Raw genomic sequence first — 16,863 nt, 5'->3', positions numbered from 1 at the left:
CGACGCGCCAGATCGGTTCGGTTGCGGACACAGCCACCGAACCGCCCTGGATTTGTTTCATTCCACTCAGCGGAAAGCGGTTCTTCGCTTCCTCCAGGCTGTTGCGGGATAGTGGCAGAAGCGGCCGGGACTGTCATTATTTATTGCGGGACTCGAAAAAAAGTTCGAGACACCTCAAAACCATCAGAATCGCAGTTGACAGCGCTTCGGCGTTCGATCAGTATTTTTTCGAGGCTCGAAAAAAAGCCTCTGTGCCGGCCTTCGGGCCAGTCTGGGTCGCGCCGCAACGGCGCAGGGAGGAAATCATGAAGAGATTCGCAGCCGCCATGCTGGCGGGTGTCGCTATGTCGTTGACGCTGGCGTCGGTCGCAGAGGCGAAGGACAAGGTGATCGGCGTTTCGTGGTCGAATTTCCAGGAAGAGCGCTGGAAGACCGACGAAGCGGCGATGAAGAAAGCCATCGAAGCTGCCGGCGACAAATACATCTCCGCCGACGCGCAGTCCAATCCGGGCAAGCAGCTGACCGACGTCGAGAGCTTGATCTCGCAAGGCGCCAACTCCCTGATCATCCTAGCGCAGGACGCCTCGGCGATCGGCCCGGCGGTGCAGAAGGCGCTCGACGAAGGCATTCCGGTGGTCGGCTACGACCGCCTGATCGAGAACAAGGACGTGTTCTACCTGACCTTCGACAACAAGGAAGTCGGCCGCATGCAGGCCCGCGAGGTGTTCAAGGTCAAGCCCGAAGGCAACTATGTCTTCATCAAGGGCTCGGGCGCCGATCCGAACGCCGATTTCCTGTTCTCGGGCTCGATGGAAGTGCTGAAGGAAGCCATCGACAGCGGCAAGGTCAAGAATGTCGGCGAGGCCTATACGGACGGCTGGCTGCCTGCCAACGCGCAGAAGAACATGGAGCAGTTCCTGACCGCCAACGACAACAAGGTCGACGCTGTCGTGGCGGCCAATGACGGCACCGCCGGCGGCGTCGTCGCGGCGCTGACGGCGCAAGGCCTGGCCGGCACCGTTCCGGTCTCCGGCCAGGACGGCGACCACGCGGCGCTCAACCGCATCGCGCTCGGCACGCAGACGGTGTCGGTGTGGAAGGACGCGCGCGAGCTCGGCAAGAACGCCGCCGAGATCGCCTCGCAGCTCGCCGACGGCAAGAAGATGGCCGACATCGCCGGCGCCAAGGACTTCACGACGCCCGGCGGCAACACCGTCAAGTCGCTGTTCCTGACCCCGGTCGCGATCACCAAGGACAATCTCAACGTCGTCATCGACGCCGGCTGGATCAAGAAGGACGAGGTCTGCGCCGGCGTTGCCGCCGGCAGCGTCGCGGTCTGCAACTGATCCGGCCGACGTCTGTTCAAATCCTGACGCCGCGGCCCAAGGCCGCGGCGTTTCTCAAAAAGCGCTTCCCGCTCAGATGAAGCGGGAAACCGCTGGAGCAGTTCACCGCCTGGCAAGATCGCCGAACTGCCCCGACCGTTTGTTTCCACGCAATTCCCCGCGGAAGACCGTTACGCGCTTCCTGGAATTGCCCTAGCATCGTGGTCCGGCATCCGCGCCAGACGGCAAGCCGGTGGGAGGAGATCATGACCGATACGACCTCTGATACGCCGGCCAATCCGGCCGCGGATCGTGCGCGTGCTTCCGAACTCAGCGCCGTCGGCCGGTTCCTCAAGGCGACCGAACTCGACACGCGCATGCTCGGCATGGTCGGCGCGCTGCTGATCATCTGGATCGGCCTGCACGTCATCTCGAGCCTGCGGCTCGGCGTCAATCCGCTCGATTTCGACAGCCGCACGTTCCTGACGCCGCGCAACCTGTGGAACCTGTCGGTGCAGACCTCGGCCGTGGCCATCATGGCGTCCGGCATGGTGCTGGTCATCGTGATGCGTAACATCGACCTCTCCGTCGGCTCGGCCGAGGGGCTGATCGGCATGGTCATGGGCTTCGCCCAGGTGCATTTCCTGGTGCGCATGGTCGGGCTCGAGCTCGGCAATCCGTGGATCTGGGTGCTGGCGCTGTTGATCGGCCTGGCGCTCGGGTTGCTGATCGGTGCCTTCCAGGGCTTCGTCATTGCCTATCTCGAGGTGCCGGCCTTCATCGTGACGCTGGGCGGGCTTCTGGTGTGGCGCGGCGCCGCCTGGTGGGTCACCAGCGGCCAGACGGTGGCGCCGCTCGACGCCACTTTCCAGCTCATGGGCGGCGGGCCGGCAGGCTCGATCGGCGCCATGTGGAGCTGGGTCGTCGGTATCGTCGCCTGCCTTGCCGTGGTGTTTGCGCTGTTCCACGGCCGGGTGCAGCGCAAGCGCTTCCGTTTTCCGCTGCGACCGATCTGGGCCGAGACGCTGCTCGGCGCGGTCACCTGCGCGGTCATCATGGGCGCGGTGTGGCTGGCCAATTCCTATCCCTGGCCGGTCGGCATCGTGAACCGTTACGCCGCCGCCAACAAAATCACCGTTCCCGAGGGCGGGTTGTTCATCGCCCACGGCATCGCCATTCCGGTACTGATGGCGGTCGCGGTCGGCCTCATCATGACCTTCATCACCAAGCGCACCCGCTTCGGCCGCTATGTGTTCGCCATCGGCGGCAATCCGGAGGCGGCGAACCTTGCCGGCATCAACACGCGCTGGATCACCATGAAGGTGTTCATGATCATGGGCGTGCTGGCGACGATCGCAGCCGCCATCTCGTCGGCCAGGCAGAATTCATCGACCAATGCGCTCGGCACGCTGGACGAGCTCCTGGTCATCGCCGCGGCGGTGATCGGCGGCACCTCGCTTGCCGGCGGTTCGGGAACCGTGCTCGGCGCCATGCTTGGCGCGCTGCTGATGCAGTCGCTGCAGTCCGGCATGGTGCTGCTCGGCGTCGATTCGCCGCTGCAAAGCATCGTCGTCGGCGCCGTGCTGGTCGTCGCGGTCTGGCTCGACACCATCTACCGCAAGCGGGTCTGAGGGAGGTAGCATCATGGCAGACAAGAACGCTTCCGCCGGCGTCCCGCTGATCGACATGCGCAACATCTCGATCGCGTTCGGCGGCATCCGCGCCGTCGACGACGCCTCCATCGATCTCTTCCCCGGCGAAGTGGTGGCGCTGCTCGGCCACAACGGCGCGGGCAAGTCGACGCTGATCAAGATCCTGTCCGGCGCTTATAAGCGCGATGCCGGGCACATCTTCGTCAATGGCGAGGAGGCTTCGATCTCCAACCCGCGCGATGCCAAGAAATACGGTATCGAGACGATCTATCAGACGCTGGCGCTTGCCGACAATGTCGACGCCGCCGCCAATCTTTTCCTCGGCCGCGAGCTGATGACCGCCTGGGGCACGCTCGACGACGTCGCCATGGAGGCCGAGGCGCGCAATGTGATGGGCCGGCTCAATCCGCGCTTCCAGCGCTTCAAGGAGCCGGTGATCAAGCTCTCCGGCGGCCAGCGCCAATCGGTGGCGATCGCCCGCGCGATCCTGTTCAACGCCCGCATCCTGATCATGGACGAGCCGACGGCCGCGCTCGGGCCGCAGGAGACGGCGCAGGTCGGCGAACTGGTGCGGCAGCTCAAGGCTGACGGCATCGGCATCTTCCTGATCAGCCACGACATCCATGACGTATTCGAGCTGGCCGACCGGGTCTGCGTGATGAAGAACGGCCAGGTCGTCGGCACGGCGCGCACGGGCGACGTTACCCAGGACGAGGTGCTCGGCATGATCATTTTGGGCAAGTGTCCGCCGGGTGCCATTCCGGGTCCCGGAGCGCTGAAAATAGCGGCGTAAGGTCATAAGTTAGCTGGCTAATTTACGATTGGTTGATGTGCCAGCCACAGTGATGGATTGGCCTCGCCATTGTGTTGACGCGGAGACTTGCGCATAAAGGGAGCTGACCATCCATGGGCAGCATCCTGCGTTGAAAAAGCTCTTTCCGATCGTCGCTTTCATCGCCGTCGCGCTGATTAGCCTGACGATGGCGGGGTTCGCCTATTTCGCGACTCAGGAGGGCGCGCGCATCAAGTTCGAGGGGACGGCCGACGATGCGCTCAACCGCATCGAGAGCCGCATCGACCTGCATCTGTCGCTACTGCGCTCGACCCGGGCGCTGTTCGATGCCCGCAACGGCGATATCACGCGCGGCGAGTTCAACGCCTTCTTCACCGCGCTCGACATCAACGACAATTTCGCCGGCCTGCGCGGCGTCGGATTCCTCAGGCTGGCCAAGACCGGCGACGAGGCCGCGGTCGAGCGGGACATCCTGCACGATCGCGGTTCGGCGCATCCGATCTACCCCGCCACCACGCAGCAGCCGTGGCGAACGCCCATCGTGCTGTTCGAGCCGATCGATACGTCCAACCAGTCGATCATCGGCTTCGACATGTTCAGCGAGGCGGTGCGGCGAACGGCGATCGAGAAGGCCATGGCCGACGACCAGCAGCATGCCAGCGGGCTTGTGCAACTTGGCCAGGGACAAGGTCTGGAGCAGACCTTCCCCGGATTCCTGGTTTTCGTGCGGCTGAACGTGGAAACGGCTCCGGACGTCATCAATGCCAGCCGTTCCTCGACCGCGGGCTTTCTCTACGCCGCTTTCCGCGCGCGCGACTTGTTCCAGGTGGCGCTCAGCAAGGCTCCGCTGCTGCCGGTCAATGTCGAGATCTATGACGGCAAGCCGGGAGCCGACAATCTCCTGTTCCGGTCGGAGGCGCCGCCGGCCGAATCGCTCGGCGGAAAGCTTGTGGCGCGCCGGGATATCGTCGTGGCCGGCCGACCCTGGACTGTCCTGTTTCGGCCGACGAGCGCTTTTTCGCTGCCTTCCTCGCGCGCCATTCCCGTGATGCTCGGGCTGTTCGGCCTGCTGCTTGCCGGGGCGATCGCGCTGGTGGCCCGCTATCAGGAGCGCGCCTATGAGGCGAAGTCGCTGCTGCATGAGGCGACGGAGAAGAGCCTGCTGGAAAAGGACCTGATCCTGCAGGAGATGAAGCACCGCATCAAAAATTCGATCACCCGGGTGCTGGCGATCGCGCGGCAGACGGCCTCCCAGGCCACCGACGTGAAGGAGTTCTCCACATCGTTCTCGGCGCGGCTGCAGGCGATGGCCGCGTCGCAGGACATGCTGACACGCTCGCGCTGGCAGAAGGCGGACCTCGGCGACCTCCTGCGCATCGAGCTCGGTCAGGTGTTCGGCAAGGAACTTCCCGAAGGGATATTGTCGGGGCCGGAGGTGCTGCTTGACGAGACGACCACACAGGCGCTCGGTCTGACCTTCCACGAGCTCGCCACCAATGCGCTCAAATATGGCGAAGCCGGCGGCTCGGCCAATGCTCTCAAGGGAGACTGGGGGCTGAAAGTCGACTGGATGGTGGAACGACGCGGCCGCGAGCGGACGCTGGTGCTCAACTGGCGCGAGACGGGGCAGGAAAAGCTGGAAGCGCCGGCAAAGACCGGCTTCGGCACCAAGCTGATCGATCTCAATGTCACGCGCGAGCTGCGCGGCACGATCAAGCGCGATTTTCAGGCCGACGGACTGAAAGTCGAAATAAGGCTTCCGCTGACAGAGTGAGCGGCGCCGGTTCGGCAGAGGGCGACGAGCGGGCAAAGAAATGGAGGCCGGCAGGCCGGCCTCCATTAACTGCTTTGTCGCGGGATCAGTTGCAGCGGGCGGTGTAGATCCGGCCGCGATGGTCGCGATACTGGCAATAACCGTTGCGCAGGTTGCGGACCAAGAGGCCGGACCCGGCGCCGACAGCCGCGCCGATCAGGGCACCCTTGCCGCCGCCGACCAAGCCGCCCACGCCGGCGCCGATCAGGCCGCCGCCGACGACATCCTGCTCGGTCGTGGTGCAGCCGCTGACAGCGACCACGGCAACCATGGCAATGATCATCTTCCGCATAAAATAGCTCCTCACTTTTGTCCTCACTTTTGGCAGTGCCAGCCGCCATTTAGCACGAAAAAACGGGCTTTGCTTGCCTGATCTTATTGTTGCTGAAGATAGTCTTTTTCCGGGCGCGCGCCGTTCGATGCGACAAGCGCGCCGGAGACTTCCAGCGACGCGACGAGCGTGCCGTCGGGACGCACGGACCAGAGAAGCTGATCGTAGTCGTCCTCAAGCGCCGGATCGACGGCAAGGCACTCGCCCACGATATGTGGCGTCACGCCGCACAGGTCGCCCAGCGCAAAGGGTCGTTCGGCGATGCAAGCCTCGAAGGTCTCGAAAACGCCGACCGGCACCGACAGCTCGCGGCAATCGGTCATGGTGTCCGAGCAGCCGATGACGAGGAGCAAAGCGGCGATGTGTTCCACGGGTGAATCCTCCCGCCGCAAAGAACGATTCTCGCCGCTCAAAAGTTCCTGGCCCACGATGCCGCGAGCCCTTGGTGGCTATGCGGTTGCGCGATCGGGAATCAGGTCATCTGCCACGCTGCGGCCAGTGCCAGGACAGCAACGAGCGCGACGGCGCCGAGGCGAAGCGAAAGATGAGAGGAACGGGGCAATGGCGGTGCCTCAGCGTCCTGGAAGCCGCTCATCGAGACGCGGGCGGCCTGCTCCAACCTGTTCATATCGGCAACCATCATTCAGTCCTCGCATCCGAGCGGTTCAGCGTTTGGAGCGGTCGCCGATCCGCTCCAAATACTTGTTCTTGCGCAACTTCAGACGAAAATCCGTTGCGCGCTTTTCCTGGAGCTGCTTTTAGCCGGGAACAGAATCGGACTTTATGGTGAACAGCCGGTTAAGGGCTTACGACGAATGCCGGCGGCGACGCGGCGCCTCATTCTATCTCGAAATTGCCGCGCGGGATCGTGAGGCGATATTCGAGACGATCCTCGTCGATATCGAGGGTGGCCGAGCCATTCAGCGAGGTCGGCACGACGCGTTCGAGAGCGACGCTGCCAAAGCGTTTTTCGTTGCGCCGGCCGGCGCCGATCGCTTCCGTCCATATCAGCAAAAGGCCGGGCGAAGTCTCGCCGCCGGCCGCGATCCTGGCGCTTACCTCGACCCGACCGTCGGGCTGCGACAGGGCGCCATAGCTTACCGAATTCACGGCCAGCTCATGCATGGCCAGCCCGATATGCAGGGCGGCGTTCGGGTTGAGGTAAGGGTTCTCGCCAACGAAACGCAAGCTGCGACCTGGATCCGCGCTATAGCGGCCGACCTGGCCGGATACGAGCTCCCGAAGCGCTGCTCCCCGCCAGTTGGAGGATGTCACCAGATCCTGAGACGAGGCGAGCGACTGAAGGCGGCCGCGAAAGCGCGTCAGGAAGTCGCCAAGCGTCTCGGAGTAGCGCCCGGTCTGGGTGGCTATGCTCTGGATGATGGCCAGAAGGTTCTTCGAGCGATGGCTGACCTCCCGCAGCAGCGTCTTCAGCGTCTGCTCGCGGCGTTTCTGCTCCGTCGTCTCGACCATGGTGGTGACGACGCCCTGGACCTCGCCGGAGTCGCTGCGATCGGCATCGATCCAGATATGGAACCAGCGCACGCCGTCACTGTCGGGAATGCCGAGCTCGAGGCGGTCCGCGTTGCCGGTTTCAACCACCTTGCGTTTGGCTGCGCTTATGCGTTCGGCCTGTGCGGAGGAGAGCAAATCCTTGCCGTCGGCCGTCTCAGATGCCCACGGCGCTCGCATGTTGCGGGCCCAGACGGTCTTCATTTCACGATCCTGATAGAGGACCGAAATTCCGGCATTGTGAAGCGCATGGAGCAGCGCGCGCCCCACCTGCATCCCGCTCTCCGCCGGATGCATCGCGATCACTTCGTCGCTGCCGCTGCGTTTTTCCGTACCGTCCTTCTCCGAGACTTTGGAACGCATCCGATATTTCCCGCATGCAGGCTTGAACGGCTTACGACAAGTTTGCGCCCCAGCTTTGACAAGCCTAGGCTGCGCGCAGCCCCAAAAGCGGTCCGCCGGACGATGCCCTTTGGAGGCACCGCCCGGCGGTAGCTGGAAACCGTTTGAGGGGTGCGGCTTCCAGTGTTCGGCGCTCCCGCGTCAAGCCCGTCTGAACAGGCCGGCGATGAGCGAAATCACCAGGAAGGCAAGGAAGACGAAGAACAAGATCTGTGCGATGCCAGCCGACGTGCCGGCAATGCCGCCGAACCCAAGCGCGCCGGCGATAATCGCGACCACAAGAAAAACGAGCGCCCAGTACAGCATGATACATCTCCTTCTGATGTCCTGAAAAACGTGGCTGGATATCGTTTGTTCCACCATTTGCGGAAAAAGACGACCCCTGGAAGCAGTTACCGGTCGGGCACCGCCGTGCCTCATGCGAGCGGGACGCTCGCATGAGATCTCGACCGTCGGTTCTGGGTGAGGTCAGGCCGCGGCTTTTGCCTGGCGGTCGAAGAAAAGCGCCTGGCTGATCAGGGCCTTGACCATGTCGGGATTGAACGGCTTGGTCACCAGAAACGCCGGTTCGGGACGCTCGCCGGTCAACAGGCGTTCGGGGAAAGCGGTGATGAAGATCACCGGCACAGGCGAGGAGGACAAGATCTCGTTCACCGCCTCGATGCCCGAGCTGCCGTCGGCGAGCTGGATGTCGGCCAGGACCATTTTCGGACGCGTCTTGCCGAAAATGGCCACCGCCTCGGCATGCGTGCGCGCGGTGCCGACAACGCGATGGCCCAGGCTTTCGACCATCTCCTCGATATCCATGGCGATCAGCGGCTCATCCTCGATGATCAGCACGTCGGTTGCGACCTGGCGGGAGATCTCGCTGCTTGCCTGGGCAAGCAATTCGGAGAACTCCTGTTCGTCGGCATCAAGGATTTCTGCCGCCTCGTCCTCGCTGAAACCCTCTACGGCGACCAGCAGGAAGGCCTGCCGCGGCCGCGGCGCGATCGCGTTCAGATTGGCGGCCGCCCGCTGCTCCCAGGCGGTCTGCGCATGCTCTTGCGGTACGCGGATGGCAATCGAGGTGAATAGTCTGGCAAAGACCTTGTACAAAGCGATGCGGTCGCTCGATGCTTTGGGGAAGACTTCGGTGTCGGCGATGATGGCCTCCAGCATCGCGGCGACCAACGCGTCACCGCTTTCCTGCGATCCCGAGACGGCGCGCGAGAATCGACGAAGGAACGGCAGGTGAGGAGCGATGGTTGCAGATAGGCTCATATTGACGTCTCCCTCAGATGACGTTGTTACATTTCATTAGGATAGACGGGTCGCAAACCCCGGCAAACCAACGTCGGCTTTCTGAAAAAGTTCCGCCGGGCGTGGAACTAAATTAGCAAGCGGACGTTTCGGGGTTTCGGGATGGGCAACCAGACTAGGGTGCCGCTTGCGTTGTGGTCTGTGGTTCTAGAGCGGTTCGGGTGCTGGGAATTAGGGCGAATATGAAAGAAATGTCAAAGAATTCAACGACTGGCGCCATGGGCAGGCACCGGAATGGGGGCGGCAACCCGCTTGGACCGAACTCCGAAATCGCCCGCAAACTCAAACAATATTACGACGAGCTGGTCTCCGATCAGGTGCCGGATCGATTCGCTCAGTTGCTCAGCCAGCTGGAAAAGGCCGAACCCGCCGAGAAAAAGGACTGAGGCATGGCGGCGGTCTCCCAGAGCTTCAAGACCGAGCTACTCGGCGCGATCCCGAGCCTGCGCGCCTTTGCGGTGTCGCTGACGCAGAATGCCGACAAGGCGGACGACCTCGTCCAGGAAACCCTGGTCAAGGCATGGGACAAGCATGAGAGCTTCCAGCCGGGTACCAACCTCAAGGCCTGGCTGTTCACCATCCTACGCAACGAATTCTATTCGCAGATGCGCAAGCGCGGCCGCGAGGTGCAGGACAGCGACGGCATCATGACAGCCAGGCTTGCCGTCCACCCGGCCCAGCATGGCCAGCTCGACCTCAAGGATTTTCGCGGCGCGCTGGAGCAGCTGCCGGAGGATCAGCGCGAAGCCATCATCCTGATCGGCGCGTCCGGCTTCTCCTACGAAGAGGCGGCCGAGATCTGCGGCTGCGCGGTCGGCACGATCAAGAGCCGGGTCAGCCGGGCGCGCGCCCGGCTACAGGATATTCTGAAGATTTCGGGCGAGGACGAATACGGCCCCGATGCGATCTCGGCACAGGTGACAGGCTCAAACGCCGCCTGACTACTGCGTCTCGAATACCGTCCCTTGTGCGAATGGGGCCCGTTCAGGCGGCGGCCGCACGCCCGCAGGCGGCAGCCAGGGCCGCGACGAGGTCATCACCCGAAAAGGGTTTGCCGACCAGCCGTATCTCGGGAAAAGCGTCCCTGAGGTCATCCGAGTCCGAGTAGCCGGTGGCAAAGACGAACGGAACGCCCGTGTTGCGCAGTCGTGCGGCAAAATCGAGGGTCGAAACGCCGTCCAGCATCAGGTCGACGACGGCCGCATCGAAGTGGGACGGCAGATCGTGCTCGTCGATCTCGGTCAATCCGCGGACGATGGCGACATCGGCTGCACCATGGTCGCGGCACAACTGCTCGACATCCATCGCGATCAGGAATTCGTCCTCTACAATCAGGATACGCAATCCGTCCAGCAATGGGGGCACGTGTCGGCGACTCCTATGAGGGCCGCAGTCATGCGCGGTATTTGGCTCTCTGTCATTTAAAAAAGACATGACCGGCGATGCATTGCCGTGATCGGCGGAACCTCGGTCGGTGTGGAGCGTTTGCTATCCGCGTCATGGACCGGGATTTCGAGGAGGGGTCGAAATGTCCAGCCAGCATCCACAGTCCGCCCGCCAATATTCTTGCGAGAAGTGTCCGCTGAGGCCGCTGCCGGCCTTTCGCGAGTTCGAAAGCCAGGAGCTGTCGTTCGTCAGCAGCTTCAAGAAAGGAGAGCTTGCAGTCGACAAGGGTGCGACGGTGCTGGTCGAAGGTAGCCACAGCGCGCATCTCTACACCGTGCTTTCAGGCTGGGCATTCCGCTACAAGCTGCTGTCCGACGGGCGGCGGCAAATCCTCAACTATTCGATGCCCGGCGATCTCATCGGCCTGCAAGGCAGCCTGATGGGCCAGATGCAGCATTCCGTCGAGGCCTTGTCGCCGATGCTGCTGTGCGTCTTCGAGCGCGACCAGTTGCACGAGCTTTACCGCAACTACCCGGGTCTGGCCTATGACATCACCTGGATGGCATCGCGCGAGGAACGCATGCTCGATGAAAACCTGCTGAGCATCGGTCGGCGCTCGGCGCTGGAGCGGACGGCCTATCTCGTCGCCTTCATCTCCAGCCGCGCCCGGGGCGCAGGCCTGGACGGCAAGAGGCCGGTGCAGATCCCGATCACGCAACAGCACATCGCCGATACGCTCGGCCTTTCGCTGGTGCATACCAACAAGACGATCCGCAAGCTGATCGATCGCAAGCTGATTGCGTGGCGCGATGGCGGTTGCGAGATCATCGACCAGGATGGGTTGAAGGACCTCGCCGGCTGGGATGGCCTGGGTGAGGAGCGCAGGCCGTTGATCTGAAGGATTTGGACCGCGAGGAACGGAACCCCGGCGCCGACCGGGCGTTGAAATCGAAGCGAACTTAAGGAGTTAAGCAATGGCGACCGCCGCAGGCAGATCCGCAACAGATGCTCCCTCCAACACCGACCTCGAAGCCGACATCCGGCAGTTGAAGGCCGATATCGAAGAACTCACCAGGCAATTGGCCAAGACCAGGGACGACAGCTACGGCGCGGCGCGGCGCGCGGCCACTGAGGGCGTCGAGCAGTTGCGCGCGCAAGGCGAGGCGGCGTTCGAAAGCGTGCGCGGAAGTGCCCAGGATCTGGAGGCGCAGCTGATAGCCAGCGTTCGCGAAAAGCCGGTAACATCGCTGGCGATCGCCGCGGGAATAGGCTTCCTGTTCGCGCTGCTCTCGCGCCGCTAGCCCACATATGGGGACGCTGGTTTCGCTGATTTCGGCCCTTGCCTCCGGCGAGGCGACAGCCGCTTTGCAAAGAGCGCGCGTGACGGCAATCCTCTACGGGCTTGCCGGTATTTTCGTCCTGTGCGGCGTCGGCTTCCTCGTCGGTGCCGCCTATATCTGGCTTGCCGCACGCTACGGGCCGCTAGCGACTTCGCTGGGCTTTGGCGCGGGGTTCCTGGTGTTGGCGGCGCTCATTCTCGTGATCCACAAGCTGACCACCGGCACGCGGGCGCGGCAGCGTGCGCGAAGGCGAAAGGCCGACATGACGGCGGTCGGCATCACCGCGGCGCTGGCGCTGCTTCCGGCGTTTGCGAAGAGCAGGGGTGGCCTGGGCGCGCTTCTCGCGCCCGCGATCGCGCTCGCCGCCTACGCCATCTACCGCGAGAATGTGAAGCCTGGGCCGGACGATCCGGATTCCGGCAGTGCCTCTTAGACCAGTTTCAGCGTCAGGCAGGAACGCTGACCTGGTCTAACTGTTTGTGCTTACGCAATTCCAGACGGAAACCGTTACGCAGTCCCTGGAATTGCTCCGATCTCGTCACTTCAGCAGCGGCTCGAGCGGCATCGCTATCTCGGCAAAGACGCCATCGGGGCGGTATACGTGGGTCACCTCGCTGTCGATGACCTTGGCCAGGCTGCGCCGGATCAGGATGGAGCCGAAGCCATGGCGGCCGGGAGGCTCGACCTCGGGTCCGCCGCTCTCGCGCCAGGTCAGCACCAGCCGTCTCGCGCCCTTTCGACCCTGTGTTTTCCACTCCAGATCGACTTTTCCGGACGGAACCGAGAGCGATCCGTATCTCAGCGCGTTGCTGGCGAGCTCATGCAGGATCAAGCCGAGCCCAACGGCCTGATCCGGCGAGAGCAGGAGATCGGGGCCGGAAATCCTTATGCGGGACCGGCCGCCGGCGTCGAAGGCTCTCGCCTCGATCCTTGCCAGCTCGGCGATCCCGATGCCGCGCCATTCGCGGTCCGACAGCAGGCTGTGGGCGGCGCCAAGCGCCTGCAGCCTGGCGCTGAAGGCTTCGAGAAACTCGCTCGGCTGGCGGGCGTGGCGCACGCTCTGCGTCGCCAGGGCCTGCACCGTCGCCAGCGTGTTCTTGACGCGATGGTTCAGCTCGCGAAGCAGCAGGCGCTGGCGCTCGTCGCCGAACTTGCGCTCGGTGATGTCGTAGTTGACGCCGAAGATAAGCGTCGGCCTGCCGTCGCTGTCGCGCTCGATGACGCGTCCGCGCGTCGCGATCCAGCGGACCGGATGAAGCCCCTTCACCCGATATTCGCCAAAACAGTCGTCGCTGCCACTCAGCGCGTCGCGGAAGCGCGTCTCGGTCTGATAGACATCGCGGGGATCGATGGCGCGCAGGATGTCCTTTGCCTTCAACCGGTTTGACGGCGGCAGGTTGAAAAGCTCCGCCAGAAGCGTGTCGCACTCGATCATGTCGGTGCGGATGTCCCAGGCCCAGCTCGCCAACGAGGCGGCGTCGAGCGCGATCGCGCGGCGCTTCTCCTCGCGTGCCAGCTCCGCCTGGGCGATGGCGCCGTTGCGCGTGGCATCCTTGAGCACGAACAGGGTGGCGGCAAGCTCGGCCAGCGTTTTCAACTGCGCGATCTTCGCATCGGCCGGAAACGCCCTCGGCTTCCGGTCGAGCACGCAGAGCGTGCCGACCCTGACGCCGGCAACGATCACCGGCGCGCCGGCGTAGAAACGGATATGCTCTTTGCCGGTGACCAGCGGATTGCCGGCAAAGCGCGGATCGAGCGTGGCGTCGGTGACCACCATGGGATCGTCGCCGGCCGCAATGGCATGGGCGCAGAAGGAGATGCCGGTCGGCGTCTCCTTCTCGTCGAAGCCCAGCCGCGACTTGAACCACTGGCGATCGGTGTCGACCAGCGTCACCAGCGCGACCGGCGTTTCCAGCATCGCGGCGGCGAGAGCGCCGATGCGGTCGAAGTCGGGATCGTTGGCCGCGTCCATGGCCTTGAGGCCGCGGAGCACGGCAAGCCGGCCCGCATCCTCGACGAAGCGGCCGACATCGGCCGGCAAGCTGGCTGCATTGCTACCCACCAATCCCCCATGCGCCACGCCCGGCGACAAGCGGCGGCCCGATCGCTGCAGAACCTCGCCTTGGGCTTCGGAACCTTCGCTGAAGGGGCCCGTTACCCGACCATGCCGAAGCGCCCGCCGCCACGCAACATGGAGGCTGATAATGACCAAGATCGTTCCTGAAGACAAAGCCCGCCAGGGGCATTGGGGCTGGCATGCGCTGAGAATCCTCGTCGTCGGGTTGTTGCTGGCCTTTATCGCCTGGGGCGCGGTCGAGATCTACGGCGAGATGATCAGGAGCCCGACGAGCGACCAGAGTGTGCCTGGGGCGCCGGCGGCCGGGCAGAAACCCCCGCAAGGCGGCTGATCGCTTTGTCATCACGCCGCCTTGGCCTGCGCATTGCTTGCCGGAACCAACACGTTCAAGGCGCGGGGATGGATCTCGATCACCGTCTCGCGTTCCAGCCTGACCAGTTCCCCATCCATGACCGCGCTGAACTTTTTCGTCGGCGAATGGATCCTGAGAACGGCCTTGTCGGCCTGATGGATCTCGACATGCTCGCTGTCACGCAACCGGCCGCGCAGCATGTCGAGGAGCAGTTTCGCCAAATGGTGGCGTCTGTGCGCGACGCTGACATAGATGCCCAGCACGCCACCCGCCGGATTGTCCGCATAAGGCAGATGGCCTTCGCCGAACAGATTGTTGGTGATGCCGATGCCGGTTGTGCGGGTGACGATCTCGGACTTGCCGATGCTCAAGGTCACCTTGAGGGTGCGCGGGTTCTTGATCGTTGCCCATGCCGCGCGAACGGAAGCCTGCATCTTTCCCAGCCGCGAACCAAAGTCCATATTCGCCCGAAGCTGCACCATCCTGGCATGCATGCCGATCGAAAACTGATGCACGAAAGGCTGGCCGTTGGCGCTTGCCATGTCGACGGCCACCACCTCGCCCTCGGCGAAGGATTCCAGCGCCGCATCCAGCGTCTGCGGGATGCCGAGGCCGCGCGCGAAGAGATTCATCGTGCCGGCGGGCAATATGGCCAAGGCCTTCTTCTTGTTCATGAGAAGGGACGCCGCCGTCGAAATCGTGCCGTCGCCGCCTCCAGCGATCACGACGTCGATATTCCGTTCCGCAATGGCCGTTTCCAATGCCGTGGCGATTTCGCGACCGGCAACGATGTCGACCTGAACCGAATGGCCAGCGGCTTCGAGCGTCTGGCGCAGACGTTCGGCAAAGGCCGAGATATCGAGCGTGCGCAGCGTGCCGCCGTCCTGGTTCAGCACCGCAGCAAACCGCATGCCCCGCTCCGTTCCTTGCAATTCCCCGGCTGAAAACGACCCCTCAGCCGCAGGCTGAAACGAAAACGGCCGCCGAAAGGTTCCTTGCAGGCCAGGAATCCCCCGCAGAGGAGTGCCGCCGCTGTTTTGGAACAAGCCCCCGCTCACGACGTTGTGAAATCGTGGAACAGTGCCGCATCGGGCCGGCGTAGCCAAAGGCCTGCGGTGCGGCGTGCACCAACCAGGCACGAGGAGGAACCATCATGATCCGCACCCTTTTTGCGACGACCGCGCTTGCGACGTTGCTCGCAAGCGGCGCGCTTGCGCAGACAACACCAACGCCGGCGCAGCCGCCCGCCGCCGAGAATCCGGCTCCCGTAATCCGCTCGGAAGGCGCCCTCATGACCAATATCATCGGCGAGTCCGTCTATGACGGTACCGGCAAGGACGCCCAGAACATCGGCAAGGTCGACGACATCGTCTTCGACGCAAGCGGCAAAGCCAAGTCCGCCATCATCGGCGTCGGCGGCTTCCTTGGCGTCGGCGCCAAGGATGTGGCCTTTGATTACGACAAGCTGGAATGGGCCGAGAAGAACGGTGACCGGTGGCTGGTGGCCAAGACGAGCAAGGATGAGCTCAATGCCCAGCCTGCATTCGACCGCAAGCCTTACGATCCGGCGCCCGCGCAGTCGGCTGATGCCACGCAGCCTTCAACCACCGATACGGGCGGAGCTCAGAAGCCGGCGGATCTCAACGTCAAGCCAGCTGAACCGGTGAAGAAGGCGGAAGGCAATCTCGCCACCAACATCATGGGCGAAACGGTCTACAACGGCACTGCCGACGACGCCCAGAAGATCGGCGACGTGAAGGACATCGTGCTCGCCAAGGACGGCAAGGCCGAGTCGCTCGTCATCGGCGTCGGCGGCTTCCTCGGCATCGGTACGAAGAACGTCACCTTCGACTTCGCCAAGGCAAAATGGGCGGAGAAGAACGGGGACCGCTGGCTGGTTGCCGAGACGACGAAGGAGGAGCTGCAGGCGCAGCCGGAATTCAACCGCAAGGCCTACGATCCGGCGCCGGCCTCGACAAGCACGGCTTCTTCGAGTGAAACGCCGCCTACCACCACACCTGCCGTTGCGTCGTCGGATACCACGGCCGACAAGGGGAACAAGCCCGCGCAGCCGGCTCAGACCGCCGAGAACAAGCCGGCGGCGCCGGCTCCAGCCACAGCCGAAAACAAACCGGCGGACACTGGCACGTCCGCTACCGACGAGACCAAGACGGCCTCGATCGACAAGTCGACGCTGACCGAAATGCCGATGGACAATATCCGCGGTGACGACCTGAAGGGCGCGACCGTCTATGGCATGAACGACGCCAAGATCGGCACCATCGGTGATGTCGTGCTGACTCCTGACAATAAGCCGGATGCGGTGATCGTCGACGTCGGCGGCTTCCTCGGCATCGGCGCCAAGGAAGTGGCGGTCGGCATGGACAAGCTCAAATTCATGACCGACAAGAGCGGCAAGAAATATCTCTACACCAACTTCACCAAGGAGCAGCTGCAGGCGCAGACGGCCTATGACAAGAGCACCTATGCCACGAAGCGCGACCAGCAGAGGATGATGCTGAAGTGAGGCAGTAGGGAATAGGCAGTAGGCAGTAGGCAGTAGGGGTCGCGCTCTCAA

The 16,863-nt window shown here is 63.5% G+C and carries 20 protein-coding genes; 11 read left to right on the top strand and 9 right to left on the bottom strand.

Going from position 1 to position 16,863, the window contains the following annotated elements; all coding sequences use genetic code 11:
- Nucleotides 1-305 precede the first annotated feature (305 nt).
- The 4 genes from xylF to RFN30_RS10560 all read left to right on the top strand — a co-directional run bounded on the left by xylF (nucleotide 306) and on the right by RFN30_RS10560 (nucleotide 5,544).
- Nucleotides 306-1,346, top strand: a complete 1,041-nt coding sequence (gene xylF, locus RFN30_RS10575) for a D-xylose ABC transporter substrate-binding protein (RefSeq protein WP_320262018.1) — start codon at nucleotides 306-308, stop codon at nucleotides 1,344-1,346.
- Nucleotides 1,347-1,591: 245 nt separating this feature from the next.
- On the top strand, nucleotides 1,592-2,956 hold the full coding sequence (locus RFN30_RS10570) for a sugar ABC transporter permease (RefSeq protein ID WP_320262017.1): 1,365 nt from the start codon (nucleotides 1,592-1,594) through the stop codon (nucleotides 2,954-2,956).
- A gap of 13 nt (nucleotides 2,957-2,969) precedes the next feature.
- Complete coding sequence (locus tag RFN30_RS10565; RefSeq protein ID WP_320262016.1) at nucleotides 2,970-3,770, top strand: ATP-binding cassette domain-containing protein; 801 nt, start codon at nucleotides 2,970-2,972, stop codon at nucleotides 3,768-3,770.
- Nucleotides 3,771-3,900: 130 nt separating this feature from the next.
- The gene (locus RFN30_RS10560) at nucleotides 3,901-5,544 is read left to right on the top strand and encodes a CHASE domain-containing protein (RefSeq protein WP_320262015.1); all 1,644 of its coding nucleotides are present in this window, start codon (nucleotides 3,901-3,903) and stop codon (nucleotides 5,542-5,544) included.
- Between the two features lie 85 nt (nucleotides 5,545-5,629).
- On the opposite strand, the gene RFN30_RS10555 is transcribed toward RFN30_RS10560, so the two are convergent.
- From RFN30_RS10555 to RFN30_RS10530, 6 genes are all read right to left on the bottom strand, one after another.
- The gene (locus RFN30_RS10555) at nucleotides 5,630-5,875 is read right to left on the bottom strand and encodes a YMGG-like glycine zipper-containing protein (RefSeq protein ID WP_027166589.1); all 246 of its coding nucleotides are present in this window, start codon (nucleotides 5,873-5,875) and stop codon (nucleotides 5,630-5,632) included.
- Between the two features lie 83 nt (nucleotides 5,876-5,958).
- Nucleotides 5,959-6,285: a hypothetical protein gene (locus RFN30_RS10550; protein ID WP_320262014.1), complete on the bottom strand. Its 327-nt coding sequence runs from the start codon at nucleotides 6,283-6,285 to the stop codon at nucleotides 5,959-5,961.
- A 101-nt stretch (nucleotides 6,286-6,386) separates the two neighbouring features.
- A complete protein-coding gene (locus tag RFN30_RS10545; RefSeq protein WP_320262013.1) occupies nucleotides 6,387-6,557 on the bottom strand; it encodes a hypothetical protein in 171 nt (56 codons plus the stop codon).
- A gap of 194 nt (nucleotides 6,558-6,751) precedes the next feature.
- Nucleotides 6,752-7,789 carry a sensor histidine kinase gene (locus RFN30_RS10540; protein ID WP_320262012.1) on the bottom strand — a complete coding sequence of 346 codons (1,038 nt, stop codon included), beginning with the start codon at nucleotides 7,787-7,789 and terminating at the stop codon, nucleotides 6,752-6,754.
- Nucleotides 7,790-7,969: 180 nt separating this feature from the next.
- Nucleotides 7,970-8,134 (bottom strand): DUF1328 domain-containing protein, encoded by a 165-nt coding sequence (locus RFN30_RS10535; protein WP_108606680.1) that lies wholly within the window; start codon nucleotides 8,132-8,134, stop codon nucleotides 7,970-7,972.
- Nucleotides 8,135-8,296: 162 nt separating this feature from the next.
- Complete coding sequence (locus RFN30_RS10530) at nucleotides 8,297-9,091, bottom strand: response regulator (RefSeq protein WP_320262011.1); 795 nt, start codon at nucleotides 9,089-9,091, stop codon at nucleotides 8,297-8,299.
- A gap of 221 nt (nucleotides 9,092-9,312) precedes the next feature.
- On the opposite strand from RFN30_RS10530, the gene RFN30_RS10525 reads away from it, so the two are divergent.
- Both RFN30_RS10525 and RFN30_RS10520 read left to right on the top strand, forming a co-directional pair.
- Nucleotides 9,313-9,516, top strand: a complete 204-nt coding sequence (locus tag RFN30_RS10525) for a NepR family anti-sigma factor (protein ID WP_320262010.1) — start codon at nucleotides 9,313-9,315, stop codon at nucleotides 9,514-9,516.
- Between the two features lie 3 nt (nucleotides 9,517-9,519).
- Nucleotides 9,520-10,071 (top strand): RNA polymerase sigma factor, encoded by a 552-nt coding sequence (locus RFN30_RS10520; protein WP_040973662.1) that lies wholly within the window; start codon nucleotides 9,520-9,522, stop codon nucleotides 10,069-10,071.
- Between the two features lie 43 nt (nucleotides 10,072-10,114).
- Here RFN30_RS10520 and RFN30_RS10515 read toward each other — a convergent pair whose 3' ends face one another.
- The gene (locus RFN30_RS10515; RefSeq protein WP_320262009.1) at nucleotides 10,115-10,495 is read right to left on the bottom strand and encodes a response regulator; all 381 of its coding nucleotides are present in this window, start codon (nucleotides 10,493-10,495) and stop codon (nucleotides 10,115-10,117) included.
- Nucleotides 10,496-10,658: 163 nt separating this feature from the next.
- Here RFN30_RS10515 and RFN30_RS10510 point away from each other — a divergent pair, with 163 nt between their 5' ends.
- The 3 genes from RFN30_RS10510 (at nucleotide 10,659) to RFN30_RS10500 (ending at nucleotide 12,289) form a co-directional block, all read left to right on the top strand.
- Nucleotides 10,659-11,414 (top strand): Crp/Fnr family transcriptional regulator, encoded by a 756-nt coding sequence (locus RFN30_RS10510; RefSeq protein WP_320262008.1) that lies wholly within the window; start codon nucleotides 10,659-10,661, stop codon nucleotides 11,412-11,414.
- Nucleotides 11,415-11,490: 76 nt separating this feature from the next.
- Nucleotides 11,491-11,817 carry an ElaB/YgaM/YqjD family protein gene (locus RFN30_RS10505; RefSeq protein ID WP_320262007.1) on the top strand — a complete coding sequence of 109 codons (327 nt, stop codon included), beginning with the start codon at nucleotides 11,491-11,493 and terminating at the stop codon, nucleotides 11,815-11,817.
- 7 nt (nucleotides 11,818-11,824) lie between these two features.
- Complete coding sequence (locus tag RFN30_RS10500; RefSeq protein ID WP_320262006.1) at nucleotides 11,825-12,289, top strand: phage holin family protein; 465 nt, start codon at nucleotides 11,825-11,827, stop codon at nucleotides 12,287-12,289.
- A gap of 105 nt (nucleotides 12,290-12,394) precedes the next feature.
- Here RFN30_RS10500 and RFN30_RS10495 read toward each other — a convergent pair whose 3' ends face one another.
- A complete protein-coding gene (locus RFN30_RS10495) occupies nucleotides 12,395-13,918 on the bottom strand; it encodes a sensor histidine kinase (RefSeq protein WP_320262005.1) in 1,524 nt (507 codons plus the stop codon).
- A gap of 142 nt (nucleotides 13,919-14,060) precedes the next feature.
- Between RFN30_RS10495 and RFN30_RS10490 the strand changes: the two genes are divergently transcribed.
- Nucleotides 14,061-14,264 (top strand): hypothetical protein, encoded by a 204-nt coding sequence (locus RFN30_RS10490; RefSeq protein ID WP_320262004.1) that lies wholly within the window; start codon nucleotides 14,061-14,063, stop codon nucleotides 14,262-14,264.
- 11 nt (nucleotides 14,265-14,275) lie between these two features.
- Here the strand turns inward: RFN30_RS10490 and RFN30_RS10485 are convergent, their stop codons facing one another.
- The gene (locus RFN30_RS10485; RefSeq protein WP_320262003.1) at nucleotides 14,276-15,196 is read right to left on the bottom strand and encodes a diacylglycerol/lipid kinase family protein; all 921 of its coding nucleotides are present in this window, start codon (nucleotides 15,194-15,196) and stop codon (nucleotides 14,276-14,278) included.
- A gap of 242 nt (nucleotides 15,197-15,438) precedes the next feature.
- Between RFN30_RS10485 and RFN30_RS10480 the strand changes: the two genes are divergently transcribed.
- Nucleotides 15,439-16,812 (top strand): PRC-barrel domain-containing protein, encoded by a 1,374-nt coding sequence (locus RFN30_RS10480; protein WP_320262002.1) that lies wholly within the window; start codon nucleotides 15,439-15,441, stop codon nucleotides 16,810-16,812.
- Nucleotides 16,813-16,863 lie beyond the last annotated feature (51 nt).

It is taken from the genome of Mesorhizobium dulcispinae, from assembly GCF_033977345.1.
GTDB classification, from domain to species: Bacteria; Pseudomonadota; Alphaproteobacteria; order Rhizobiales; family Rhizobiaceae; genus Mesorhizobium; species Mesorhizobium dulcispinae.
This window is presented reverse-complemented; position numbering and strand designations above follow the sequence as displayed.